Origin of the sequence: Streptomyces sp. NPDC049597 (assembly GCF_040675505.1) — a bacterium.
GTDB lineage: Bacteria > Actinomycetota > Actinomycetes > Streptomycetales > Streptomycetaceae > Streptomyces.
The window spans coordinates 35,416-60,388 of the sequence record NZ_JBFAOY010000024.1 but is presented as its reverse complement, the minus strand read 5'-3'; the positions used below and the strand labels follow the sequence as shown (position 1 = coordinate 60,388).

Here is a 24,973-nt window from a genome sequence, read left to right as displayed (position 1 = left end):
TGTGCCAGGCGCGGACCGACCGGAGGACCATGTACAGGCAGCAGGACCACCCCCGTCCAACCCCTCGCACGCGGCGTGCCGTTCTCGGCGCCGGGATCGCGGCAGCCGGATCCGCTGTGCTCGCCGCCTGCTCGGGCGGCGACGCCGGCCCCGCAGGCCGTGCGGGAAGGGAAGCCCCCGCTCCGGGCGCGGGAGGTTCCGTCTCCGGGGACGGCAAGAAGGTCTCGCCCACCTGGACACCGAGCCCCGAAGGCAAGCTGCGCCACCGCACCTTCACGGCCACGCCCGCAACGGTCGAGATCGGCGGCGGACGCACCGTCAGGACCTCTGTCTACAACGGCGAACTGCCCGGCGAGGAGGTGCGGATCACCGCCGGCGACATGCTCGAGCTGACGCTCGCCAACCATCTGCCCGAACCCACCACGGTGCACTGGCACGGCATCGCCCTGCGCAACGACATGGACGGCGTGCCCGATGTGACACAGCCGTCCATCAGACCGGGTGGAGAGTTCACCTACCGCTTCCGGACGCCGCACCCCGGCACGTACTGGTTCCATCCGCACCTGGGCCTCCAGGTCGACCGCGGCATGTACGCGCCGCTGATCGTGGACGATCCCAACGAGCCCCTCGAGTACGACGCGGAATGGATCGTCCTGTTGGACGACTGGCTCGACGGGGTCGACGGCTCCACTGCCGAGGACGTCTTCGACCGGCTCCGCAAGGGCAAGCCCGCCATGGGCCACGGCTCCGCACACCGCGGGCACGACGACGGTGATCGGCCGGTGGGGGCGAAACCCTCCGGAGGAGTCGCGGCCGGGTACGGGCCGCCCGGGGCCCACGCGCCGGAGCGGCGCGACGCGTCGCCCTCACCGAGGGCGACGAAGGGCCCTGACCGGCTGATGACGGGCGCCCACAGCCCCCTGCTCGGCGGCCACGCGGGCGATGTCGCCTACCCGCACTACCTGGTCAACGGACGCACGCCCGACGACCCGGCACAGTTCAGGGCCAGACCCGGCGACCGGATCCGGCTGCGCCTGATCAACGCGGGCGCCGAGACACCGTTCCGCGTGGCGCTCGGCGGCCACCGGCTGACGATCACCCACAGCGACGGCTTTCCCGTCCGCCACCACCGGACCGACGCCCTGCTCATCGGGATGGGCGAGCGGTACGACGCTCTGATCACCGCGAAGGACGGCGTGTTCCCGCTCACCGCGCTCGCCGAGGGCAAGAACGGCGCCGCCATGGCCGTGCTGCGCACGGCGAGCGGCGCGCTGCCCGGCCCCGACGCCCGCCCCGCCGAACTGCGCCGAGCCGTCCTTCCCTCGGCCCGCCGGCTCGAACCCCACGAATCCGTCCGGCTCGACCGGCGCCGACCCGACCGCATCGTCAGAGTCACCTTCACCGGCGACATGAACGACTACGACTGGGGGACCGACCACCGCCCCTACATGCCCGACCGCGTCCATCGCGTCGAACACGGCGAACGCGTACGCCTCGTGGTCATCAACGCGACCGACATGTGGCACCCGGTCCATCTCCACGGCCACACCTACGCCCTCGCCGGCATCGACTCCCACGGCGCCCGCAAGGACACCGCCACCGTCCTGCCCCACAACAAGCTCGTCCTCGACTTCGACGCCGACAACCCCGGCCTGTGGATGCTCCACTGCCACAACCTCTACCACTCGGAGTCCGGCATGATGACCACCATCGTCTACGACCCCTGAGCCCACCGGTCGGCGGCAGGCGAACGCGGCAGAGGCGCGTCGGGCACGGCGCGCCGGTGCCGGGCGGCTCGCGGGTTACCGTCGGCGGCATGGACGCTGATCGCGGCGGGTGGCGCCGATGTCTGCTCGGCGGAGCGGTGTTCGCGGTGTGCATGGCCGGCACCACGCTGCCGACCCCGCTCTACAGCCTCTACCAGGAGAAGTTCGGGTTCGGCGAGCTGATCGTGACCGTCGTGTACGCCGTGTACGCCTTCGGGGTCATCGGTGCGCTGCTGCTGGCGGGCAACGCCTCGGACGCCGTGGGCAGACGGCCGGTCCTGCTGGCCGGCCTGGGATTCGCGGCGGCGAGTGCCGTCTGCTTCCTGTGCGCCACCGGGCTCGGCTGGCTGTATGCGGGGCGGTTGGCGTCGGGTCTGTCCGCCGGCCTGTTCACCGGTGCCGCCACGGTGTACGTGATGGAGCTGGCACCCCCGGGAGGCGCCTCCCGGGCCACGTTCGTGGCGACCGCCGCCAACATGGGCGGGCTGGGCTGCGGTCCACTGCTCGCCGGGGTGCTCGCTCAGTACGCCGCGTGGCCGCTGTACCTGCCGTTCGCCCTGCACCTCGCACTGGTCGCCGGCTCGGCCGCCGTGCTGCTCCTGCTGCCGGAGACCGTGAGGGAGCGGCGGCCGGCGGTCACCGTACGGCCGCAGCGGCCCGGCCTGCCCCCGCAGGTGCGGGCGGTGTTCGGGCCGGCGGCGACCGCCTCGTTCGTGGGCTTCGCACTGTTCGGGGTGTTCACGTCGGTCAGCCCGGCGTTCCTCGCGCAGTCCCTGGATGTGCACGACCACGCCGTGAGCGGGCTGGTCGTCGCACTCGCGTTCTTCGCGTCGACCGCGGGGCAACTGGCGGTCGGCCGCGTCGGTGTGGCGCGTTCGCTGCCGCTGGGCTGCGCCGGGCTCTTCGCCGGGCTGGCGCTGCTCGCCGGAGCGTTGCGCTGGGACCTGCTGCTGTTGGTGGTGCTGAGCGCGCTCGTCGGTGGCGGCGGGCAGGGCCTGGCCTTTCGCGGGGCGCTGTCCGCGGTGGCCGGGGCGTCACCAGCGGACCGTCGCGCGTCCGTGGTCTCCACACTGTTCGTGGTGGCGTACACGGGTATCTCGCTGCCGGTGATCGGCGTCGGGGTACTGGTGGGTCCGATCGGCCTGGAGGGTGCGGGGCTCGTCTTCATCGCCTGCATGGCCGCCCTGGTGACGACCGCGGCCGCCTACCTGCTCCGGAGTCCGGTACGGGCGAGAACGTGAGCGTGCCGGGTGTGGCGCGCGTCCTGCTCCGGGCGCGAGCGGCGTCGCCCTGATCCCCGGCGCGGACACGCCGGGGTTCAGGGTCCTCGCGGTGCCGACGACGTCCCGAAGGTGCGGGACCGGTGCGTTGACAGCGTCGCACAGGCCTCCGGATACTGACTGAAGGTTCAGTCAGTATCTCCCGTTGCCGCACCTGGAGGCACCATGTCAGACCTCCCCACCGAGCTGGTCCCGTTCAGCCCCGAGCAGCGTGGCATCGTCGAGCTCACCCGTGCCTTCGCCCGCGAGGAGATCCGCCCGCGGGCGCGTTCCGTGGACGAGGCCGACGTCGAGACGCCCTGGGACCTGTGGCGCAAGGCCGCGAAGGTGGGCATCACCGGCTTCATGCTTCCCGAGGAATACGGGGGCGGCGGATTCACCGACGTCTTCACCCAGTGCCTGGTGCAGGAGGAGCTGTGCGTCGGCGACCTCGGCATCGGCAATCTGCTCTGCTCCAACGGGTTCTACGCCGACCCGCTGCTCGCACTCGGCACCGAGGAGCAGAAGCGGACCTGGCTCACCCCCCTGGCCGGGCCCGACACCCCGATGACCGCCCTCGCCACCACCGAGCCCGGCGCGGGCTCCGACGCCGCGTCGATCGTGACAACGGCGACCCGCACGGACGGGGGATACCTGCTCAATGGCCAGAAGTCCTGGATCTCCAACGCGGGGGAGGCCGAGCAGTACGTCGTCTTCGCCAAGACGGACCCGGCGCGGCGCTCCCGGGGCGTCACCGCCTTCCTCCTCCGCAAGGACACCACCGGGGTCGCCTTCGGCGAGCCGATGCGGAAGATGGGACAGCGCGCCATCGTCTGCCGGGAGATCTTCTTCGCCGACGCCTTCGTGCCCGAGGAGAACCGCCTCGGCGGGGAGGGGCAGGGCTTCCACGGGCTCATGCGGACCTTCGACATCTCGCGCGCCGTCCTCGGCGCGGCGGCGACCGGCGTGGCGAGGGCCGCGTACGAGTACGCACGCGACTACGCCCGTACCCGGCAGCAGTTCGGCAAGCCGATCGTCGAGCACCAGGCGGTGGCGTTCCGGCTCGCCGACATGCGGACCCGCATCGAGCAGGCCCGGCTGATGACCTGGCGCGCGGCCAAGCGCCTCGACGCCGGTCTGACCGCGACGACCGAGGCCGCCATGGCCAAGCTGACGGCCTCGGAGACGGCCGCGTACTGCACCTGGGCGGCGGTGCAGACGCTGGGAGGCTGGGGCTACTCGCGCGAGTACCCGGTGGAGCAGTGGATGCGGGACGCCAGGCTGGAGGAGATCGAGGAGGGCACCTCGGACATCATGCGGCTCGTGATCGCGAGGGAACTGTGATGACCCCGGCCCTCACCGGCGGCGAGGCGCTCGCCCGCGCACTGGCCGCACACGGCGTCACCCGGGCCTTCGGCATCCCCGGCACCCACAATCTGGAGCTGTACCGGCATCTCCAGCCGTACGGCATACGGCATCTGACCGCTCGTCATGAGCAAGGCGCGGGCTACGCGGCCGACGCGTACGCCCGGGTGAGCGGCCGGCCCGGCACCGCGATCACCACCACCGGGCCCGCACTGCTGAACATCGCGGCGGCGGTGGGACAGGCCTACTCCGACAGCGTGCCGCTGCTCGTCGTCTCGCCCGGCATGCCGCTGCGCCACCCCCGGCAGTCCACCGGCCTCCTGCACGAAATGCGCAGCCAGACGCAGGCGTTGCGGGGCGTCGCGGCCTTCAGCCACCGGGTCGCGTCGGTCGACGAGATCGGCGCGGCCGTGGCCCGTGCCTTCACGCTGTTCCGCCGGGAGCGGCCGCGGCCGGCGCACATCGAGGTGCCGCTGGACCTGCTGGAGACCGCGGAGCCGGTGGGCCCGACGCGGCACGCGCCGCCCGCCGGGCCACCGCCGCCGGACGAGCCGGCGGTGGGGCAGGCGGCGGACGCCCTGCACGGGGCGCGCCGCCCGGTGCTGGTCCTCGGCGGAGGAGCACGGGCTGCGGCCGCCCCCTGCCGGGCGCTCGCCGAGGAACTGGGGGCGCCGGTGGTGACCACCGCCAACGGCAAGGGCGTGGTGGACGAACGCCACCCGCTGTCGCTGGGCGTGTCGCTGCACAGCCCGGCCGTGCGGAAGTGGCTGGCGGACCGTGACGTGGTCCTCGCCGTCGGCACGGAGCTGGCCGAGTCCGACGTCTGGGGTCCGCTCCCGGCCCTGACGGGCACCCTGATCCGCGTCGACGTGGACCCCGCCCAGATGTACGCCGGCCTCCCGGCGGACGTGGCCCTGGTCGGCGACGCACGCCCCCTGCTGGACGCGCTGCTCGCGGCGTACCGCGAGCGAGGACCGCGCAAGGCCGCCGAACCCACCGCCGAACCCGCCGGTGTCACCGCGCTGCGCGCCGCGCGCGACGACGAGACCCGCGGCCGGGACGCACGTTGGACGCCGTACCTCCGGGCCGTGCGCCGCGTCCTCGCAGAGGACGCCGTCATCACCTCCGACAGCGCCCAGTGCTGTTACTACGGAGCCCTGCCCCATCTGCCCGTCGGCCCCCAAGGCCGCTATCTGCACCCCACCGGTTTCGGGACCCTCGGCTACGCCCTGCCCGCCGCGATCGGCGCCAAGACCGCATGCCCCGAGCGGCAGGTCGTCGCGCTCAGCGGCGACGGCGGTCTGCAGTTCTCCGTGCAGGAGCTCGCCACCGCCGCCCAGCTCGGGCTGCCGCTCCCCGTCGTGGTCTTCGACAACGGCGGCTACGGCGAGATCCGCGAGGAGATGGCGGCCCGCGGGGACACCCCCACGGCAGTCGACCTGCCGCCCGTCGACCTGCCCGCGCTCGCCCGCGCCTACGGCGGGCACGGCACGGCGGTCCGCTCGCCGGAGGAGCTCGCCGACGCCCTGGCCGACGCGCTGGACACCTCCGGACCCACCCTCGTCACCGTCCCCGAGGAGATCTCCCGATGACCACCGCCCCTCTCATCTCCCTCACCTGGACGGACCATGTCACCGGGCGCCAGGGCCATCTGGTGATCGACCGGCTGGTGCGCGGCGTGTCCAGCGGCGGGCTGCGCATGCGCGAGGGCTGCACCCTCGACGAGGTCACCGGGCTGGCCCGGGGCATGACGATGAAGGAGGCCCTCCACTACGACCCCCGGAAGCGGTACATCCCGCTCGGCGGGGCCAAGGGCGGCATCGACTGCGACCCGCGCGACCCGCAGGCGTACGGGGTGCTGGTGCGCTACCTGCGGGCGATGCGCCCGTACATCGAGCGCTTCTGGACCACCGGCGAGGACCTCGGTCTCACCCAGGACATCGTCGACAGGGCGGTGGCCGAGGCCGGTCTCGTCTCCTCCGTCCAGGCCGTCTATCCGCTGCTCGACGACGAGGCCGCGGCGCGTCGCCGGCTCGCGGACGCGTTCGCCGTGGAGGTGGACGGCATCGGGCTCGACGAGCTGGCGGGCGGCTGCGGGGTCGCCGAGTCGGTGCTGACGGCACTGGACCGGGCCGGCGTCTCCCGCGAGGGCACCCGCGTCGCCGTCCAGGGCTTCGGGACGATGGGCGGGGCGACCGCCCGTTTCCTGGCGCGGGCCGGGCTGAAGGTGGTCGCCGTGGCGGACGTCAAGGGAACGATCGCCAACCCCGAGGGCCTGGACGTGGAGGCGCTGCTGGCCGCGCGCGACGCGTACGGGACCGTGCACCGCACCGCCCTGCGGGCGCACGACGCCGAACTGCCCGCCGGTGCCTGGCTGTCCGCGGACGCCGAGGTGCTGGTCCCGGCCGCCGTCTCGTACGCGGTCGACACGGCCAACCAGGCGCGGGTCACGGCCCGCTGGATCGTCGAGGCGGCCAACATGCCGGTGCTGCCGGACGCCGAGGACCTGCTGTCGGCACGCGGCATCACCGTGCTGCCCGACGTGGTCGTCAACTCCGCCACCAACGCCTGGTGGTGGTGGACGCTCTTCGGCGACATCGGCGCCGACGCGGACGAGGCGTTCGCCCACATCCGGCGCTCCATGCGCGCCCTGGTCGAGCAGGTGCTGACACGGGCCGAGCGCGACGGGACCAGCCCGCGCGTCGCGGCACACGCGGTCGTGGCGGACCGGCTTCCCGTCATCGCCGAACGCCTCGGCTGGTACGCATGAGCCTGGACACCCTCTTCGACCCGCGCTCCGTCGCCGTCGTCGGAGCCTCCGCCAACCCCGCCAAGTGGGGCTACCGGCTGGCGTCCGGCGCCCTCGCCGGACGTTCCCGGCGCACCGTCCACCTGGTCAACCAGCGGGGCGGCGGGCTCGACGGCGTGCCCTTCCTGCCCGCCCTAGGCTGCCTGCCGACCGTCCCCGAGCACGTCGTGGTGGCGGTGCCGCCGCAGCAGGTGCGGCCCGTGGTCGTCGAGGGACTCGCGGCGGGCGCGCGGTGCTTCACCGTGATCACGTCCGGCGGGGCAGGCGCCGACGAGGAACGCGAACTCGCCGCCCTCGTCACCGCGCACGGCGGTCGGCTGCTCGGCCCCAACTGCATGGGCGTCGTCGACACCACCACCGAACTCAGGCTCAGCTGGGGCGACTTCCCGGCGGGTGCGGTGGGGCTCGTGTCGCAGAGCGGCAACCTCGCGCTCGAGATCGGCCGGCTCCTCGCGCGCGCCGGACAGGGATTCTCCCGTTTCGTCTCGCTCGGCAACCAGCGCGACATCGACGCGGCGGACGCGCTGGGCGCACTGATCGCGCACGACGCGACACGGGTCGTCGCCGCATACGTGGAGGACTTCCGCGACGGGCGCCGCCTGGCCCGCACCCTGGCCACCGCCCACACGGCAGGAAAGCCCGTCCTGCTGCTGTCGCTCGGTCGCAGCGAGGCATCCCGTCGCGCGGCGGCCTCCCACACGGGAGCGCTGGTGAGCGCCCGGGCGGTGGTGGAGGCGGTGTGCCGCGACACGGGGGCGCTGCTGCTGGAGTCGGCGGGCGAACTCGTGGACACGGCGGTGCTCCTGACCGCGGCCGGCCGCCGCACCGGGCTCGCCCGGCCGCGCGCCGTCCGTACCGCCGGGACCCAGGGGCCGTCGTCACCGGCCCCGGCCGACGGCGCCCCACCACAGGCCCGCAGGCGACGGGCCCTGCGCGTCGCGGTCGTCGGGGACAGCGGGGGGCAGGGAGCGCTGGCCGCCGACGCGCTGTCCGCCCGCGGACTCCACGTCCCCGTACTGGACGAAGCGACCCGGGCCGCCGTCCGCGGGCACCTGCCCGGCCGGAGCGGATGCGGCAACCCCGTCGACCTCGCGGGCGCCGGGGAGGCCGACCTCCGCAACTACGCCCGCATCGCACGGGCGCTGCTCCACGGAGGGGACACCGACGCCACCGTCCTCACCGGCTACTTCGGCGACTACGCCACCGCCGACCCGGACCAGGCCGACCAGGAGTGCGCGGTCGCCCGGGAGCTGGGGGAGGCCGCACGAGCGTCGGGCCGGCTGCTCGTCGTCCACACCATGGCCAGGGACACCCCCGCCCTGAGAGTGCTCCGCGAGCACGGCGTACCGGTCTACGAGCGCATCGAGCAGGCCGCGACCGCCCTGGCCCAGGCGGCGCGGCAGGACCGGACGGCACCGCAGGCGCCGCCCCCGCTGCCGCCCCCCGCCCCGAGCGGCCTCCCCGACGGGGACTACGAGACCGTCCGTACGCTCCTCGGATCCCGCGGAATCACCTTCCCAGCCGCCGAGTTCGTCACCACCGCCGACGAGGCGGCCACCGCCGCCCGCCGCACCGGCTATCCGCTCGCCCTCAAGGCCATGGGCCTGGCCCACAAGACCGAGGCGGGCGGGGTGGCCCTGGGCATCGCCGACGAGACCGCGCTGCGCACCGCCTTCGCCCGAATGCGTGACGCCACGGGCGCCACGCGGTACGCGGTCGAGCAGATGGTCGCCCACCGGCACTCCGTCGAACTCATCGCGGGGGTCCGGCGCGACCCGTCGTTCGGGCCCGTCGCCATGGTCGGGCTCGGCGGGGTCACCGCCGAGCTGCTCGCCGACACGGCGCTCGCCCTCGCCCCCCTCACCCCGGAACGGGCCCGCGGCCTGCTGCTCTCGCTCCGCCACGCGCCGCTGTTCACCGGCTGGCGCGGCGCCCCCGCCGTCGACATCGACGCCGCCGCGGACGCGCTGTGCGCACTGGCACGGGCCGCGGCCGAACACCCCGAGCTCGCCGAGCTCGAAGTCAACCCACTGCTCGTCCACCCGGACGGCGCGGTCGCCCTCGACGCCCATGGAGTGCTGACATGACCTCGGAGTCCGGCCGCTTCGCGGACCGTACCTACCTCGTGACCGGCGGCGGCAGCGGCATCGGCCGCGCGATCACGCTCGCGCTGTGTGCGGCGGGCGCGCGCGTCGCGGTCGCGGGCCGTACCCCCGAGCGGCTGGAGGAGACGGTCGCCCTGGTCGAGAAGACCGGCGGCGAGGCCCTCGCGGTGCCGACGGACGTACGGGACCCGGAGGCCGTGGACGCGCTGGTGTCCGCGTCGGTGGAGCGCTTCGGCCGGCTGGACGGCCTGGTCAACAACGCGGCCGGCAACTTCGTGGTGCCGGGCATCGACCTCTCCCCGGGCGGCTGGCGGGCGGTCGTGGACATCGTCCTCAACGGCTCGTACTACTGCACCCGGGCGGTCGCCCGCCGCCTGCGCGAGCAGGGTACGGGCGGATCCATCCTCTCGGTGATCGCCGCCTACGCCTGGCACGGGCATCCGGGGACCGTCCACTCGGCCGCCGCGAAGGCCGGTGTCCTGGCCATGACCCGGACGCTCGCGGTGGAACTCGCCCCGCTGGGCATCCGGCTGAACTGCATTGCCCCGGGCCCCACGGAGACGGCAGGCGCGGGCGCCGCCCTGTGGGCCACTCCCGAGGCGCGCGAGCAGGTCCTGGCCACGGTTCCGGCGGGCCGGCTCGCCGACCCCGCGGAGATCGCCGAGGCGTCGCTGTTCCTGCTGGGCGACGGGGCGTCGTACCTGACGGGCGAGTGCCTGACGGTGGACGGCGGCCAGTGGCTGGGCAAGCAGGTGTACGGACGCACGGGCGCCTAGGGCGCGTATCGAGTCGTGATCATCGGGTGGTCCTGATGAGGTCTTTGATCCAGATCATCGAGGCGTGCAGGTGGAGACTGGGGAGATAGCTGTCGGGAGTCTTGTTCGTATCGGGTGTCTCACCGTCCCGGTTCCGGCCTCCTGGTACGTCCCGCTCCGGGGCGGGTGCGGCACGTGGAGCCGACGTGAGCCGACCGGTGCACTGATGTCCGGGCGGGGACTCATGGGACATGGCCCGGCACCCGGCTCAGGTTCCGGGGAGGATACGGCGCGTTTCGTAGGCCCACATCGCGATCTCGACCCGGTTGCGGGCGCCGAGTTTGGCCATCAGGCTGGCCAGATGCGTCTTCACCGTGCTGAGGCTGATGTGCAGTGCATCGGCGATCTCGGTGTTGGTCAGCCCGCGAGCGACGGCGAGGAGCACCTGCTCCTCGCGGGCGGTGACGGGTGAGACCGGCTGGGCCACGGGCCGGCCGGCGGGCAGGTCCGCGAATGCCTGGAGCAGACGGACGGTGACGCTGGGCGCGATGAGCGCCTCACCGCCGGACGCCGACCGTACGGCCTGGGCCAGAAGGTCTGGTCCCGTGTCCTTGAGCAGGAATCCGCGGGCGCCGGCACGCAGCGCGCCGTAGACGTACTCGTCGAGGTCGAACGTGGTGATGACGACCACGGCCAGCGGGTCGGCGACGCCCGGGCCGGCGACCAGCCGGGTGGCCCCGAGCCCGTCGAGTACGGGCATGCGGATGTCGAACAGGCAGACGTCGGGGCGTAGTTCGCGGGCCAGACGTACCGCTTCCCGCCCGTCGGCGGCCTCGCCGACCACCTCGATGCCGGGCTGGGCGTTCAGCATGATCCGCAACCCGGTGCGGATGATCGTCTGGTCGTCAGCGACGAGGACGCGAATGGACACCGCTCTCGCTCCTCGCTCTCGGCAGTTCGGCTTCGACATGCCAGCCCCGGTCGGTACCCGGGCCGGCTCGTAGTGTGCCGCCGAGCAGGGTCGCACGCTCGCGCAGTCCGGTAAGTCCGTATCCGTCGCGACCCCGGCCGGTGCGCCGGCCGTTGTCGCACACGCTCACCCGTACCGTGTGCCGTTCCGCGGCGACCCGGACGACGAGCTCGGTCGCGTCGACCGCATGGCGCAGCGCGTTGGTCACCGACTCCTGCACGATCCGGTAGACGGCCGCGTCCACGGCCGGGGGCAGCGCGTCCAGTTCGCCGTCGAGCCCCAGGTCGACCCTGAGGCGACCACCCGGGGTGCGCACCAGGCGCTCCAGATCCGCGACACCGGCAGGCGGCGCCAGCTCGGCGCCGACCCCGCGGTCGCGCAGCGCGGCGACCATGGCCCGCATTTCCTCCAGCGTGCGCGCCCCTTCCTCCTCGACCCCCTCCAGCGCCTCGACGGCGGCGGACGGGTCGGTGCCCGCGAGCACCCGGCCCGCCTGGGCGATGATCACCATGGCCGACACGTGGTGGGCCACCGTGTCGTGCAGTTCCCGGGCGAGCTGCTCGCGCTCGCGGGAGCGCACCTGCTCCAACTGCCGCTCGCGAGCGGTCACCCGGAACCGCACGGCAGCCCCGACCACGCCGGGCAGCAGCAGGAAGACGAAGCCCACGACCTTTTCGACGACCGGGGTCTCGTCCGTGACGACACACAGCGCGCCGGCCGCGAGGATCACCGCGCCGCCCAGCACGATCTCGCGTCCCGATCCCCACCGGGGCAGCGCGTACACCAGCACGAGCACGACCGCGCCGGTGTACAGGCCGACGGGCTCGCGCGGTGCGGCGACGAGCGAGGCCACCGGAAGCAGGATCACCGAGCCGAACGCCAGCGTCACCATCGCCAGCGGGCGGGTCCGGCGCCACAGGGGCAGCAGGCACAGCCATACGGCGAACACCACCGCCACCGGCCGCCACACGACGTTCTCGCGCAGGGTGGCCTCCAGCGCCACACCGGCAAGGCCCGCGGCGAGCAGTGCCCAGTCCCGCCACACCCGGGCGGGCGCGTCGGGCGGCCGGGGTTCGGTCCACAGGGTTCGCAGGTCGTCTCGGAGCACGGTTCTCAGCCTAGGGACCGCGGCGTGCCGCGCATCGGCCGAAAGGACGGGTCGTCACTCCGCCCCGGGGCCGACGGATCCGCGGCCCGCGGGCCGATGCCGCGGAGCGCCGTGGCGACGAGCCTCGGCATCGGCGGCCGTACAAGGACGGCCGACGAGGTGGTTGGAGGACCCCGATGCTCTCGAAAGCCCTGTTGCGCCTGGGCGCAAGCTCCGCCCGCCATCCCTGGCGGGTGATCGCGGCATGGCTGATCGCCGCCACGCTCGCCGTCCTCGCCGCCGTCGCCTTCGGCGGGCGGACCGCGGACTCGATGACCGCTCCGGGACTGGACTCCCGACGGGCCGCTGAACTGATCGAGCGGGCAGGCACCGGCCAGGAGGGGATGACCGCCCAAGTGGTCGTCACCCCCCTCGACGACGGTGCGACGTTCTTCGACGACGACGGCGCGCGCACCGCTCTCACGCGGCTGCGGGCCGAGGTGCAGCGGCTGCCGCACGTGCTCGGCACGAGCGACCCGGCGGGGGCGCTCGACGAGGGCGGGGACACCGCCGTGCGCGGCGGCCTCGTTTCGGCCGACGGGCGGATCGCGGTCGTCCGGGTGCAGTACCCCGACCAGAGCCGGCTGTCGGCCGAAGACCTCGACGCCCTCGTCGATCTGGGCGACCGGCTGCGGGCCGAGCTGCCGCTGCGCATCGAGATGGGCGGGAACCTCTTCTACGTCTTCTCCGACCCCGACGGCGGCGCGAGCGAGCTGATCGGCCTCCTCGCCGCGGCCGCGATCCTGTTCCTGGCGTTCGGTTCGCTCGTCGCCGCCGCGCTGCCGATCGGCATGGCGGTCTTCGGGCTGACTGTCGGGGTCGCCACGATGACGGTACTGGCGGGGGTGACAGAGGTCCCCACCTTCGCACCGGTCCTGGGCAGCATGGTCGGGCTCGGAGTGGGCATCGACTACGCACTGTTCGTGCTCGCCAGGCACCGGGAGTACCTCGCGTGCGGCCTCGATCCGCAGGCGGCGGCCGGACGGGCGGTGGCAACGTCGGGGCGGCCGGTGGTCTTCGCCGGCGGCACCGTCGTCGTGTCGATCCTCGGCCTGGCGGTCGCGAATGTGCCGTTCATGACGGTGGGCGGGGTTGCCGTCTCGATCGTCGTCCTGACGATGGTGCTCGCGTCGGTGACGCTGCTGCCGGCCTTCCTCGGCGCGGCGGGCCCGCGGCTGGGCCGGGCCGGCCGGATCGGCCGGGCACTTCGGGCCGGGCGGTCGGGCCGCCTCGGCCGACGGCTGGACACGGCGGCGGGCGCCGTCCCCGCCGTCGGGTGGCGGCGCTGGCTCGGGCACGTCGGCCGGCATCCGGTGCCGTACGCGGTCGGCGCGGCGGCGCTGCTGCTGACGGCGACGCTGCCCGTGCTCGGCCTGCGCGTCGGCCTGCCCGACGACGGCTCACTGCCGCAGAGCCGTACCGAGCGCCGGGCCTACGAACTCGTCGCCGAGGGATTCGGCCCGGGCACCAACGGTCCCCTCGTCATCGCCGCGGACCCCGCCGGTGATCCGGGAGTGGTGGACCGTCTCGTCGCGCGGGTCGCGGCGGATCCGGGGATCGCGTCCGTCGCGCCGGTGCGCATCGATCGGGCCAGCGGCGTCGCGACCCTCGTGGTGTTCCCGACCACCAGCCCTCAGGACGAGGCCACGGCCGACACCATCGCCCGGCTGCGCGCCGAGGTGCTGCCCGCGGCGATCGGGCAGGGCCCGGCCGGGGCCCACGTCGGCGGGGCCGCCGCGAGCCTGTCCGATGTGGGCCGACGCACCAGCGAACGTCTGCCGGTGTTCGTCGCCGCCGTGCTGGCGATGTCGTTCCTGCTGCTGATGCTGGTCTTCCGCTCGGTCGTCGTACCGCTCAAGGCGGTACTGCTGAATCTGCTGAGCATCGGCGCGGCCTACGGCATCATGGTCGCGGTCTTCCAGTGGGGCTGGGGAGGCGCACTCATCGGGCTGGAGGCGACGGTTCCGATCGTTTCGTTCATCCCGATGTTCCTCTTCGCCATCCTGTTCGGCCTGTCGATGGACTACGAGGTGTTCCTCCTCTCCCGCGTACGCGAGGAGTACCTGCGCACCGGCGACAACGGCACCGCGATCGTTGAGGGCGTCTCGCGCACCGCCCGGATCATCACCTCGGCCGCCCTCATCATGGTGGCGGTCTTCCTGTCCTTCGCCGTCGCCGAGGACCCCTCCACCAAGATGTTCGGGCTCGGCCTGGCCACCGCGATCTTCATCGACGCCACGGTCGTACGCATGGTGCTGGTACCGGCGACCATGACACTCCTCGGCCGGACCAACTGGTGGCTGCCGAAGTGGCTGGACCGGATGCTTCCCCGCGGCCCGGTCGGCACCGACGACACCGACGCGGAATCCACGGGTGAGGCCCCGCGTCCACGGCTGGTTGACCGTTGACTCGACTCCTGCCCGCCCATGGCGTCCGGCGCTTCAGCGCGTCACCTGGGGCCAAATCGGGTCGTGATCATCGGGTGGTCCTGGTGAGGTCCTTGATCCAGATCATCGAGGCGCGCAGGTGGAGACCGGCGAGGTAGCTGTCGGGAGTCTTGTCGTATCACCTCACCCCGCTTCGCGGCTTCCGTGATCAGGCCCTCCAGAAGGGCCTCGAAGACGCCGGCGTCACGCCACTGCCGGAAGCGGTTGTGGACGGTCGACCAGGCGCCGAACTCCGTCGGCATCTCCCGCACTGCCCGCCCGTCTTGAACCGCCGGATCACGCCCTCGAACTGCTGCCGCAGTCGCTCGGGGTACGGGCCGCACTCGCCGATCGGCAGGTACGACTCGATGAACTCCCCATCCCGATCGGTCAGTTGTACTCGCGTCACGTAAGACCGTCTATCGGACCAGACCGTGCCACGAAGGCACATCCCGCAAATTGATCACGACTCGCTGCGCGCCCTGGTGCCGGACCGGAGCGCAAAGCGACAACAGGGGGGACGGTCCGAGGCCGTCCCCCCTGTCGCTGTGCGGGAGCAGTCCCGCCGGATGCTCAGTTCTTGGTACGCCGCGTCTTCGCCCCCAGAGAGTAGAAGACGAGGCCGATGCCCGCGATCACGAGGAGGGGTACGACCTGGCTCAGTGTGTACGCGAGGCGCTGGCCGGCGAAGGCCTCGGGCAGCGAGTCGGCGGAGGAGCCCTCCGTGCCGAACCAGCCCACCCCGAAGCCCGGCCAGATCAGCACCACCACCGTGAAGGCGACCAGGCCGGTCGCGAGGACGGTGACCGTCCAGGCCCCGAAGCGTCCGCCCGGCACGGAGTACGGACGCGGCGTGTCAGGGTACTTGCGGCGCAGTACCACCAGGCTGGGGAAGGTGATGACGTACGAGATGAAGGTCGAGCAGATCGTCAGGCCGAGCCCCGCGGCGAAGTACTTCTCGCCGTCGCCTTCGGTGAGGTTGAGCGCGACCACGAGCAGGACGGACGCGAGGACCGCGGACAGCAGGTTCACCCGCACCGGCGTGCCCCTCTTCTCGGAGATCGTGCCGAGCCAGGCGGGCCCGGCGCCGTCCGCGCACGCGACTGCCTGGGCGCGGTGCGCACCCATCGCCCAGGTGACGCCGGAGGTGAGCAGGCCGATGATGAGGCCCGCGGCGGCGATGCCGCCGAAGACCGCGCCGGCACCGGTGAGGGTGACCGTGCCGTCGGCGGTGATGGAGCCGCCGTAGACGGTGAAGACGGCCTTGCAGGCGTCGATGAAGCCGCCGAGGCTGCCGATCCGGTCGCTGGGCAGGACGAAGAGGATGCCGAGGATCGGGCCGCCGTAGAGCAGCAGCGCGGCGAAGCCGGAGCGGAGGATGGCGAGCGGGATGTCGCGCCGCGGGTTGCGCATCTCCTCGGCGGCGGAGCTGGGCAGCTCGAAGCCGACGTAGTTGAAGATCAGCACGGGGACGAGCGCCACGAACCCCACGTACGTCGGTGTGAACTCCCCTGCGGGCAGCGCGTGCACACCGTTCCGGACGGCGAAGACGACGACCGAGACGAGGAAGAAGCCGAGGAGCACGATGCGTGCGACGGCTCCGGCGATCGGGACCCATTTGCCGATCCGGACGGACTGGACGACGGCGAGCGCGCCACCCCAGATGAAGACCAGTCCGGCGGCGTACTTCCACAGACCGGGGAGCGGGGTGAAGAACTCCTCCCAGGTGGTGAGGGCGATGATGCACAGACTGCCGCCCACCCACACCGGGTTGGAGATCCAGTAGAGGATCTGGTTGAGGCCCGCGGTGAGCCGCCCGAAGGCGAGCCGGGTCCAGACGTACGGTCCGCCCTGGACGGGGAAGGCGGAGCCCAGTTCGGCGACGAGGAGCCCGTAGGGGAGGAAGAAGAACAGCGCGAGGATGGCCATCCAGGTCAGTCCCTGCGGGCCCTGCGCTGCGACCGATCCGATCGTGTCGAGTCCGACGAGGGTGCATATGAGGAACAGGAGGACGTCGAAGCGGCGCAGTTCCTTGCGCAGCCGGCTGCGTTGTTCGCCCCAGCCCTCGGAGAGGTCGGGGGTGGCGGGGGCGGGCCCTTGGGCCCTGCTGGAGGTGGCGGGTGCTTGGGTCACTGGGCGGACTCCTACGGCGGCACGGGGGGTCTCGTACAGGCGCGGCACATCTACTGACTGAACGAACAGTCAGTAGCCTGCACTGTGAGCCCGGCCACACAGGACTGTCAAGAGCCGTGCGGCGCAAAGCCGTCGCCCACCTCCAGACGCCGGCAGGCGCCGGTCGGACGGGCCCGGGGGCCGGCGGTCGCGCCGCGCGAACCTGCGCCGCGAAGTGATCGCGTCAGCCCGCGCTCCGCCGAGGAAGCGGTCCTCGGCGAGGGCCTGACGGTGGCGTCCGATCTCTCGAAGGGGACGTGGATCAGTCGCCGGCTCCGCGGCCCGGATCGCTGCCGGTCCCCGGCCCGGCGGGCCCCGCGGGTGGTCCCGGCGGCGATCCGGTCACCCCCGGCCCCCGCCTGCACGGGGCACCCGCCGCATCTGGGGAGCGTCCGGTCCGGCAGGGCGTAGACAAGCCCGCTGTTTCGGGAGTTTCCTGGTAGGACACACGATTCTTGCGAGTGGGCGCCGGCCGGTGAGGAGGCGCTGGTGTACGACGTCACGATGCAGGTCGAACTCACGGCCACCGGACCTGACAGCTGCCGGATGACGATGGCCGGGGAACTCGGCGTGGTCACCGCCCCGGGCGTCAGGCAAGCCCTCCGCGCCGCCGTCGCCGAGTACCAGCACATCGTCGTGGACCTGGGCAAGGTCCACTTCTGCGACTGCACCGGTGTGAGCGCGCTCCTGGCGGGTGCCCGCGCCGCACGCGCCCACGACGTGGACCTGTGCCTGCGGGCCGTGCCGTGCTCCGTGGCCCGCATCCTGCGGCTGTCAGGCAGCGGCGGGGCGTTCACCATCGAAGCGGAGCAGACGGTCCGAGGGCCGGCTTCCGACGAGGGTGGCGAGCGTCGCCGGGAGCCCGGCCTCGGTACCGATCAAGCGCGGTGACGGCGTCGACCGTGCTCGGCGGCGCCGGCACGGCTGCCCGGCTCGTGGAGCACACCCCGCGCCGCCGGGGCGCGGCGCGTCCGTCCCCTGCCCGAGCGGCTCGCCCGTCCTCTGTCCGAGCGGCGCGCCCGGCGGCGGTGACGCCACCCCCCAGTTGCTGCCGGGCGTCACGCCGGGCGGACCACATCCCGTCCGGCCCGACCGCATCCGGATGATCGTCACTCCGCGGGGACGGCTGTGGGTTCCAGCCGGATCACGATGCTCTTGGCGGTCGGCTGGTTGCTGGTCCCCGCCACGCTGTCCAGCGGCAACAGGACGTTGGTCTCCGGGTAGTACGCGGCGGCGCAGCCGGGTGTCGTCGGGTAGGGGACCACCTCGAAATCCTCGGCGCGGCGCTCCGCGTCGTCCCACACGCTCACCAGATCGACGTGCTGTCCCGCCGCCAGGCCGAGTCCGGAGACGTCCTGCGGGTTCACCAGCACCACGCGGCGGCTTCCGTGGATGCCCCGGTAGCGGTCGTTGTCCGAGTAGGGGATGGTGTTCCACTGGTCGTGGGAACGCAGGGTCTGCAGGAGGAGGTGCCCCTCGGGGGCCTGCGGCATCTCCCAGGCGTTGCGGGTGAACAGGGCCTTGCCGACAGCGGTGGGATAGACCCCTTCGTTGACGGGATTGGGCAGCCTGATGCCACCGGGCCGGACCACCCGCCGGTTGAAGTCCCGCAGCCCCGGCACGACGTGGGAGATCCGGTCACGGATGGCTCCGTAGTCGGCTTCGAACCGATCCCACGGAACGCCGGCCCTGCCGTCGAGGGTCCGGCGGGCGAGCCGGCACAGGATGGCGACCTCGCTCAGCAGGAGCGTGGAGGCCGGCTCCAGGCGCCCGCGGGAGGTGTGCACCTCGCTCATCGAGTTCTCCACGGTGACGAACTGCTCGCCGGTGGCCTGGATGTCGCGTTCGGTGCGGCCCAGGGTCGGCAGGATGAGCGCGGTCCGCCCGCAGACCGTGTGGGACCTGTTGAGCTTGGTGGAGATGTGCGCGGTGAGGCGGCATCGCCGCATGGCGTCCTCGGTGACGGCACTGTCCGGAGCGGCGCGGACGAAGTTGCCCGCGACGCCGAGGAAGACCTTGACACGGCCTTCGCGCATGGCCTTGATCGAGTTCACCGAATCGAGTCCGTGGGCGCGAGGCGGTTCGAAGCCGAACTCCTGTTGCAGCGCGTCGAGGAAGGCGTCGGGCATCCGCTCCCAGATGCCCATCGTACGGTCGCCCTGGACGTTGCTGTGTCCGCGGACCGGGCAGGCCCCGGCTCCGGCCCGGCCGAGGTTCCCGCGCAGCAGGAGGAAGTTCACGATCTCCCTGATGGTGGGGACACTGTGCCTCTGCTGTGTCAGCCCCATCGCCCAGCAGACGATGACGCGTTCGCTGCGCAGGACCTCGTCCCGGACCTTCTCGATCTCGGCCCGGGGCAGTCCGGTCGCGGCGAGGACGTCCTCCCAGGCGACGGCCCGGGCGTGCTCGGCGAACTCCTCGAAGCCACCGGTGCTGGAGCTGATGAACTCATGGTCGAGCACGGTGCCCGGCCGTGCGTCCTCCGCCTCCAGCAGGAGCCGGTTCAGGCCCTGGAAGAGCGCGAGGTCGCCACCGCTGCGGATCTGGAGGAACCGATCGGCGATCCTCACGCCGCGCCCGAGCACCCCGCGGGCCTTCTGCGGGTTCTTGAACCGCAGCAGTCCGGCCTCCGGCAGGGTGTTCACCGCGATGATCCGGGCGCCGTTGAGTTTGGCCTGCTCCAGCGCGGAGAGCTGCCGCGGATGGTTGGTTCCCGGGTTCTGCCCCACCAGGAAGATCAGGTCCGCGTGGTGCAGGTCCTCCAGGCTCACCGTGCCCTTCCCGGTGCCCAGGGTCTCGTGCAGGGCGACGCCGCTGGACTCATGGCACATGTTGCTGCAGTCGGGCAGATTGTTGGTGCCGAAGACCCTGGCGAAGAGCTGCAGAACGAACGCGGCCTCGTTGCTGACCCGGCCGGACGTGTAGAAGACCGCCTCGTCCGGCGAGTCCAGCGCCTTCAGTTCCTCGGCCAGCAGCCCCAGGGCGTCGTGCCAGCTGATCGGCTCGTAGTGATCCGCATCGGGCCGCTTGACCATCGGCTCGGTGAGCCGGCCCTGCTGGTTGAGCCACAGATCGGACCGCCGGCCCAGTTCGGACACGGTGTGGTCGCGGAAGAAGTCGGCCGTGACGCGCCGTGACGTGGCCTCGTCGTTGATGTGCTTGGCGCCGTTCTCGCAGTACTCGTTGCGGTGCCGGTGTCCGGGAGCGGGATCCGGCCAGGCGCAGCCGGGGCAGTCGATCCCGTCCACCTGGTTCATGGTCAGCAGTGTCAGTCCGGCTCGCCGGGGCGACGTCTCATCGAGGGAGTACTCGAGGGCGTGGGTCACCGCGGGTACTCCCGCGGCCCACTTCTTGGGCGGACGCACAGTGAGCCGTTCGTCCGGCTCTTCGCTCGGTGGCTTCTTCATCGGGCGTGTCTCTCGCTCTCTCGCGCTCCGGCGGGCGGGTCAGCCGACAGGCCAGTGGGGGACGCGGCTTCTGGGCGGTTCCGGCTCGGACGGCTGGACGTGACCGTTGCGGACGACTCCCCGCCAGGCCCCGCCCTCCTGGCCCAGGCCCTCGATGAACGCTTTGAAGTGACCGAGCTCGGCCCGGACCACACGACGTGTGAGTCCGGGAGCCCGGATGAGGAGGCGCGTGACCCCGTGCGGCGCGATGTGCATGCGCACGACGACCTCGGTACGGTCCGGCGCCGTGGCGCGGAACGACACCTCACCCCGGTGGCCGGAACGCCGGTCCAGGCTCCGCCACGCCACGAGCGAGTCGGGCACCTGTTCCACGATCTCCGCCTGGAACTCGTGTCGCAGGGGACCGGATCCGATCACCCAGAGGGTGAGGTTGGGGCGGAGCTGCTCGACCTTCCGCACCACGGACATGAACCGGGGAAAGCTCTTGAACTGCGTCCACTGGTTGTAGGCGGTACGCACCGGGACCGCGACTTCGACCGTCTCTTCAAGGGTGTACATGGCCCACCTGTCCTCAGGCGTTGCTGATCTCAGTGTCACCGCCTGTCCGGCGGGCCGCCATGTGACGGTGCGCGACGCCGCGGTCGGTTCCCGGACGGGTGGCCCCTCACGTCGTCGGGCTCGCGCCGGCCACGATTGTCCGAGCGGTCCGCACATTGCGGGACGCACCGTGCGGACGCGGGGGCGGTTGTGCCGACGGGAGGGCCCGCTGCGGATCTCGGGCTACGACGCTCTGGGCTTGCGCCCGGCCGGCTTCTTCGCGGCCGTCTTCTTGGCCGCGGTCTTCTTCGCCGTCGCCTTCTTCGCGGGCGCCTTCTTCGCCGCGGCCTTCTTCTTCGGCATCTCGTGCACCGTCGCGTGCTCCTCGCCGCGTGACTCCTTGGCGGCCTTGACGGACGCGTTGAGCGCGGCCATGAGGTCGACGACCTGCCCGGCGGCCTGCGGTTCCTCCGGGGCCGGTGGTGCCTTGCCCTCCGCCTTCGCGGCGATGACCTCTTCGAGTGCCTCGCGGTAGTGGTCGGTGAGGTCGGGCATGTGGTCCTCGGTCAAGGCGTCCATGAGCTCCACGGCACCGTCGATCTCGGAGTCGCCCAGTTCCACCGGCGGTGGCGCGAGCGACTCGGGGGAACGGATCTCGTCGGGCCAGTGCATCGAGTGGAGAACGATCGCCTCGCCCTTCACGCGCAGGAGCCCGAGCCGCTCGCGGCCGCGCAGCGCGAAGTGCGCGACCGCGACCTTGCTGGAGCGTTCCAGGGCCTGGCGGAGCAGCTTGTAGGGCTTGGCGGCGACCTGTCCGGCAGGCTCGAGGTAGTAGCTGTCGCCGATACGGACGGGATCGATGGACTGCGCGGGGACGAACGCGGCGATCTCGATCGACTTCGCGGTGGGCAGCGGCATGTCCGCCAGGTCCTCGTCGGTGACGGCGACGATGGTGTCCTTGTCGACTTCGTAGCCTTTGATGATCTCGGCGTCACTGACCTGCTTGTCCTCGAGCTCGCAGATCTTGCGGTACCGGATCCGGCCGCCGTCCTCGAGATGGATCTGCCGCAGTGCGATGTTGTGGCTCTCGGTGGCGGGCACCACCTTGATCGGGATGGTCACAAGCCCGAAGCTCACGGCGCCGGACCAGATGGGGCGGGGCATGACGAACCTCCGTGACATCCCCGAGCACGTATGTGTGTCTTCTGCATGTCTTCTCAACAACCGCACCACATTCTCAGCGGCACACTGCATTCCCGGACCCCATATGGCCCGGCGCTGATACATGCAGCTGGGCGCCCTCACTCGTTGGAGTGAACAACAGTGTCCGCCGACCTGCTGAGGTCTGCGACTCCATGGGCGCTCGTTCCGCCGGCACACGGACCAGAAGCACCTCGCGGGTAGGTACTGGTCAGCGGCCATGCGTGTTCACACCTCCCGACTGTTCACGGAGGAGAAGGTCAAGGCCGTCCGTGCCGCGTTCGGCGCGTGACCCCGTGCCGTGCCGGGCTTCCCACTCCTCGCTGGAGGCGCGTACACCCGGGTGCGGGTCACTTCGCGGTCGCGGTGGCGATGAGGGCCTGGAGTTGCTCGGCGGTGTGGTCGAGGGGCCGGATGCTGCGCCGGGCGCGGCACATGGCGACCGTGCCCTCGACGGCCGCGACGACGAGCGTGGCGAGCTGCGCGGCCTCGGCACCGTGCGCCTTGAGCGAGTCGGCCAGCAGGGTCTCCCACTGCTCGAAGACCTCGGCCGCGGCCGTCAGCGCGGGCGGGATGTCGCCGTCCTGGGGCTCCTCGATGGCCACGGCGAGAACGGGGCAGCCGGCATGGAAGTCGCTGTCGACGACGATCTTGCGCCACAGGTCGAGGAACGCCCTCAGCCCTTCCAACCGGGCCCGCCTCGAGTTCCTTGCGCAGGCTGCCGGCGACCCACTCGCCGGTGAACCGGATCGCTTCGGCGGCCAGTTGCTGCTTGCCCTCGGGGAAGTAGTACACACAGACAACGTGTGGGCGGCGGCGATCCCCCGCCGCCACCTGGCCCGGCTGCGCCTGGCGCGCGCAGCCGACCGGCTCGCGACCACCACCGAACCGGCCGGTTCCATCGGCAAGGCGGTGGGATACGCACCAGTTGCGCCGCCCCCTGCCGCACCGTCGTGCCGGCGGACCGGTTCCGAGGGGCCGGACGCCGGCGCGGCGAGGGCGCCGGCCGTGTCAGACGTGCGTGAGCAGACGCTCCAGCGGCCGGGGAACGCGATCGAGGTCCAGGTGCGCGATCAGCGCCTGCGCGTAGAGCGCCTTGCGCCCGCTGTGCGTGCCCATGAACCGTCGCAGCTGGTGCTCGACAGGCCGCCCCCGCTGCGCCGGCTGGCCCTGGAAAGTGTGGAACGGGCGCGTCTCGCCCTGGGCCTCGATCACCTGCTGGACCCCCTCCGCGCCGAGAGCGCGGATCAGCTCGTCCTCCAAGTCGGCGACGCACACGTGGAATCCGAGTGTCTCCAGTCCGGCGTGCGTGAGACCGGATCCGAGCCCGACCCGCTCCAGATGGCGCCGGAAATGCCGCTCCTCGCCGATGTCGCAGAGACCGGCCAGTGGAAGGTCGAGCCCCGCAGGACCGCACACGTCCAGGAAACGCCCGATGCTCGTCGCACCTCCGAGCGGTACCACCGCGACGCCCTCCGCACCGAGGACGCGCCCGTGGCGCGTGGCCAGCGCTTCGAGCGCGACCTGATCACTGCTTCCCTCGACGAGCACGATCGTCCGCACACCGCCGGCCAGGTCCCGCGCCACCGCGGCGGCGGCACCCGCCCCCGCTCCGCCGCCCGCCCACGCAACCAGTGCCAGGCGAAATCGCCTCAACTCGTCCACCAGACCTCGCTTCCCTTCGTCATCCTGGCACGGCCGAGATCCGGTACGCACGCGTGTTTCTCGGGAGCGACGGCTCGGCAGACCGGGGGAGGAGACGGCATGCCCGGCGGCGGCTACTCGGGCAGTGGCCGGTCGTCGATGACGTTCTTCATGACGAGGAGGTCAGGCGCTGGACGCCCGGCAGTGGCCGGCTGCTCGTCGTAGAGCTGCTGGCAGGCGGCGAGGCCGGTGGTGGCGACGCGCAGCAGGTAGTCGGGCCTGGCAGTGGACCCCTGCTGGTGTTCACCCCGGGCGCGGACTGGGCGTACGCGATCTCGGCCGGTCCGCGGGACCGGTCGGTCGCGGCGGCCGTCGCCGTGCTGACAGCCGGATACGCCGGGTACACGCTGCTCGCCGTCGCGGGCCTGGTGGTGATGGTGGCGAGCTCGGCGACCGTCCTCACCGCGCTCGCCGTCGCCGGCGCGGCCTCCCTGATGTGGCTGGGCTGGGGCGTGCTGTCGTGCGCGGCGGTGCCCGGCGCGTCCACCGCGACCTTGGCCTCCTCGCGCGGCCGGATCATGCTCAGGGGCGCCGGGATCAGCGGCCTGACCCCCAAGGCGCTCCTGCTGTACTTCTCGCTGTTCCCGCAGTGCATCGACCCCGCGGGCGGCTGGCCCGTATCCACGCAGACGGGGCTGCTCGGCACGCTCCACATGACGGCCTGCGCCCTCGTGTACCTCGCCGTCGGCGTCCTCGCCCGCACCGTGCTGAAGACGAGGCTCCGGGCGGCCCGGGCCGTCACCCGCGTCTCCGGGGCCACGATGATCGCCCTCGGCGGGTTCCTGCTGGTGGAACGCCTGGCCGCCTGACGCCCGCCGCGCCGTCCCGCGAGCGCGAGTCCGCCGAGCGCGTCGCCTTCGTGCCCAGCGTTGTGGTGCAGGCTCCCGACCTGCGCGATGACCGGCGTCATCACCGGCAAGGGCGGATTCACGCCCACGTTCGTCACCAACGGGCGGTTTCATCGGCGACACGGTCCGAGGCGGCGTGTCCTGACCGCGAGACGCAGCCGAACGCCCCCGCGACGCACTGAGGCGCGGGGGCGTCGTTGTGTCGGTGTCTGCGCTGTCGCAATGAAACGGGACTCGCCGGACCAATGGTTCCGTGACATCCGTCACAGCCCATTTCGGGCGACAGGAGGGTCGATAGTAGATGGCCCCTTGTCGACATAAGGTTATTTGTCCATCTCGGTACGGACATGCCCCGGGCGGCGTTCAGCCGCCTTCGGCCGTCTCGGCGCATTCCTCCGCCTCTCGGTCGACGGGGGTCTTTTGATGGGACGTCAAAAGGATCGAACCGTTCCACATGCGGGCCAGCACGCCCGTATGCCCATGGCAAGGGCCGCCCGCTTCTA

The 24,973-nt window shown here is 72.3% G+C and carries 17 protein-coding genes and 2 pseudogenes; 10 read left to right on the top strand and 9 right to left on the bottom strand.

What is annotated here, in order from left to right; all coding sequences use genetic code 11:
- Positions 1-29: 29 nt before the first annotated feature.
- From AB0K02_RS24775 to AB0K02_RS24745, 7 genes are all read left to right on the top strand, one after another.
- Entirely contained in the window at positions 30-1,727 is a 1,698-nt protein-coding gene (locus AB0K02_RS24775; protein WP_365994715.1) for a multicopper oxidase family protein, read from the top strand.
- An 89-nt stretch (positions 1,728-1,816) separates the two neighbouring features.
- Positions 1,817-3,007 (top strand): MFS transporter, encoded by a 1,191-nt coding sequence (locus tag AB0K02_RS24770; protein WP_365994714.1) that lies wholly within the window; start codon positions 1,817-1,819, stop codon positions 3,005-3,007.
- A 204-nt stretch (positions 3,008-3,211) separates the two neighbouring features.
- Positions 3,212-4,369 carry an acyl-CoA dehydrogenase family protein gene (locus tag AB0K02_RS24765; protein ID WP_365994713.1) on the top strand — a complete coding sequence of 386 codons (1,158 nt, stop codon included), beginning with the start codon at positions 3,212-3,214 and terminating at the stop codon, positions 4,367-4,369.
- Positions 4,369-5,982 carry a 5-guanidino-2-oxopentanoate decarboxylase gene (locus AB0K02_RS24760; RefSeq protein WP_365994712.1) on the top strand — a complete coding sequence of 538 codons (1,614 nt, stop codon included), beginning with the start codon at positions 4,369-4,371 and terminating at the stop codon, positions 5,980-5,982. The genes AB0K02_RS24765 and AB0K02_RS24760 overlap by 1 nt, the downstream gene beginning before the upstream one ends.
- Positions 5,979-7,160 (top strand): Glu/Leu/Phe/Val dehydrogenase dimerization domain-containing protein, encoded by a 1,182-nt coding sequence (locus tag AB0K02_RS24755; protein WP_365994711.1) that lies wholly within the window; start codon positions 5,979-5,981, stop codon positions 7,158-7,160. Before AB0K02_RS24760 ends, AB0K02_RS24755 begins: the two co-directional genes overlap by 4 nt.
- Positions 7,157-9,286, top strand: coding sequence for an acetate--CoA ligase family protein (locus tag AB0K02_RS24750; RefSeq protein ID WP_365994710.1), 2,130 nt, complete (start codon positions 7,157-7,159; stop codon positions 9,284-9,286). The genes AB0K02_RS24755 and AB0K02_RS24750 overlap by 4 nt, the downstream gene beginning before the upstream one ends.
- Positions 9,283-10,080 carry an SDR family oxidoreductase gene (locus AB0K02_RS24745; RefSeq protein ID WP_365994709.1) on the top strand — a complete coding sequence of 266 codons (798 nt, stop codon included), beginning with the start codon at positions 9,283-9,285 and terminating at the stop codon, positions 10,078-10,080. The genes AB0K02_RS24750 and AB0K02_RS24745 overlap by 4 nt, the downstream gene beginning before the upstream one ends.
- Positions 10,081-10,327: 247 nt before the next feature.
- On the opposite strand, the gene AB0K02_RS24740 is transcribed toward AB0K02_RS24745, so the two are convergent.
- On the bottom strand, positions 10,328-10,990 hold the full coding sequence (locus AB0K02_RS24740; protein WP_215185653.1) for a response regulator transcription factor: 663 nt from the start codon (positions 10,988-10,990) through the stop codon (positions 10,328-10,330).
- Positions 10,965-12,137: a histidine kinase gene (locus AB0K02_RS24735; RefSeq protein WP_365994708.1), complete on the bottom strand. Its 1,173-nt coding sequence runs from the start codon at positions 12,135-12,137 to the stop codon at positions 10,965-10,967. The genes AB0K02_RS24740 and AB0K02_RS24735 overlap by 26 nt, the downstream gene beginning before the upstream one ends.
- A 176-nt stretch (positions 12,138-12,313) precedes the next feature.
- Here AB0K02_RS24735 and AB0K02_RS24730 point away from each other — a divergent pair, with 176 nt between their 5' ends.
- On the top strand, positions 12,314-14,584 hold the full coding sequence (locus AB0K02_RS24730; protein WP_365994707.1) for an MMPL family transporter: 2,271 nt from the start codon (positions 12,314-12,316) through the stop codon (positions 14,582-14,584).
- 164 nt (positions 14,585-14,748) lie between these two features.
- Here AB0K02_RS24730 and AB0K02_RS24725 read toward each other — a convergent pair.
- Together AB0K02_RS24725 and AB0K02_RS24720 are read right to left on the bottom strand one after the other, a co-directional pair.
- Positions 14,749-15,011, bottom strand: a pseudogene (locus AB0K02_RS24725) (transposase); the annotation flags it as partial.
- Positions 15,012-15,175: 164 nt separating this feature from the next.
- Positions 15,176-16,735, bottom strand: coding sequence for an APC family permease (locus AB0K02_RS24720; RefSeq protein ID WP_365994706.1), 1,560 nt, complete (start codon positions 16,733-16,735; stop codon positions 15,176-15,178).
- Positions 16,736-17,263: 528 nt separating this feature from the next.
- On the opposite strand from AB0K02_RS24720, the gene AB0K02_RS24715 reads away from it, so the two are divergent.
- Positions 17,264-17,665 carry an STAS domain-containing protein gene (locus AB0K02_RS24715; protein ID WP_365994705.1) on the top strand — a complete coding sequence of 134 codons (402 nt, stop codon included), beginning with the start codon at positions 17,264-17,266 and terminating at the stop codon, positions 17,663-17,665.
- 218 nt (positions 17,666-17,883) lie between these two features.
- Here the strand turns inward: AB0K02_RS24715 and AB0K02_RS24710 are convergent, their stop codons facing one another.
- The 5 genes and pseudogenes from AB0K02_RS24710 to AB0K02_RS24690 all read right to left on the bottom strand — a co-directional run bounded on the left by AB0K02_RS24710 (position 17,884) and on the right by AB0K02_RS24690 (position 23,583).
- Positions 17,884-20,181, bottom strand: a complete 2,298-nt coding sequence (locus AB0K02_RS24710; RefSeq protein ID WP_365994704.1) for an FdhF/YdeP family oxidoreductase — start codon at positions 20,179-20,181, stop codon at positions 17,884-17,886.
- A 39-nt stretch (positions 20,182-20,220) separates the two neighbouring features.
- Entirely contained in the window at positions 20,221-20,739 is a 519-nt protein-coding gene (locus AB0K02_RS24705) for an SRPBCC family protein (protein WP_365994703.1), read from the bottom strand.
- Between the two features lie 222 nt (positions 20,740-20,961).
- Complete coding sequence (locus AB0K02_RS24700; protein WP_365994702.1) at positions 20,962-21,882, bottom strand: Ku protein; 921 nt, start codon at positions 21,880-21,882, stop codon at positions 20,962-20,964.
- Between the two features lie 386 nt (positions 21,883-22,268).
- Positions 22,269-22,710: pseudogene (locus AB0K02_RS24695) on the bottom strand (TetR/AcrR family transcriptional regulator); the annotation flags it as partial.
- 219 nt (positions 22,711-22,929) lie between these two features.
- On the bottom strand, positions 22,930-23,583 hold the full coding sequence (locus AB0K02_RS24690) for a TOPRIM nucleotidyl transferase/hydrolase domain-containing protein (RefSeq protein WP_365994701.1): 654 nt from the start codon (positions 23,581-23,583) through the stop codon (positions 22,930-22,932).
- Between the two features lie 53 nt (positions 23,584-23,636).
- Between AB0K02_RS24690 and AB0K02_RS24685 the strand changes: the two genes are divergently transcribed.
- Positions 23,637-24,431, top strand: coding sequence for a LysE family translocator (locus AB0K02_RS24685; protein WP_365994699.1), 795 nt, complete (start codon positions 23,637-23,639; stop codon positions 24,429-24,431).
- The last annotated feature ends 542 nt before the right edge of the window (positions 24,432-24,973 follow it).

Bases quoted from the DNA above. Each gene is read 5' to 3' on its own strand.
- AB0K02_RS24775 (WP_365994715.1), top strand. From the start codon at position 30: ATGTACAGGCAGCAGGACCACCCCCGTCCAACCCCTCGCACGCGGCGT.
- AB0K02_RS24770 (WP_365994714.1), top strand. From the start codon at position 1,817: ATGGACGCTGATCGCGGCGGGTGGCGCCGATGTCTGCTCGGCGGAGCG.
- AB0K02_RS24765 (WP_365994713.1), top strand. From the start codon at position 3,212: ATGTCAGACCTCCCCACCGAGCTGGTCCCGTTCAGCCCCGAGCAGCGT.
- AB0K02_RS24760 (WP_365994712.1), top strand. From the start codon at position 4,369: ATGACCCCGGCCCTCACCGGCGGCGAGGCGCTCGCCCGCGCACTGGCC.
- AB0K02_RS24755 (WP_365994711.1), top strand. From the start codon at position 5,979: ATGACCACCGCCCCTCTCATCTCCCTCACCTGGACGGACCATGTCACC.
- AB0K02_RS24750 (WP_365994710.1), top strand. From the start codon at position 7,157: ATGAGCCTGGACACCCTCTTCGACCCGCGCTCCGTCGCCGTCGTCGGA.
- AB0K02_RS24745 (WP_365994709.1), top strand. From the start codon at position 9,283: ATGACCTCGGAGTCCGGCCGCTTCGCGGACCGTACCTACCTCGTGACC.
- AB0K02_RS24730 (WP_365994707.1), top strand. From the start codon at position 12,314: ATGCTCTCGAAAGCCCTGTTGCGCCTGGGCGCAAGCTCCGCCCGCCAT.
- AB0K02_RS24710 (WP_365994704.1), bottom strand. From the start codon at position 20,181: ATGAAGAAGCCACCGAGCGAAGAGCCGGACGAACGGCTCACTGTGCGT.
- AB0K02_RS24705 (WP_365994703.1), bottom strand. From the start codon at position 20,739: ATGTACACCCTTGAAGAGACGGTCGAAGTCGCGGTCCCGGTGCGTACC.
- AB0K02_RS24700 (WP_365994702.1), bottom strand. From the start codon at position 21,882: ATGCCCCGCCCCATCTGGTCCGGCGCCGTGAGCTTCGGGCTTGTGACC.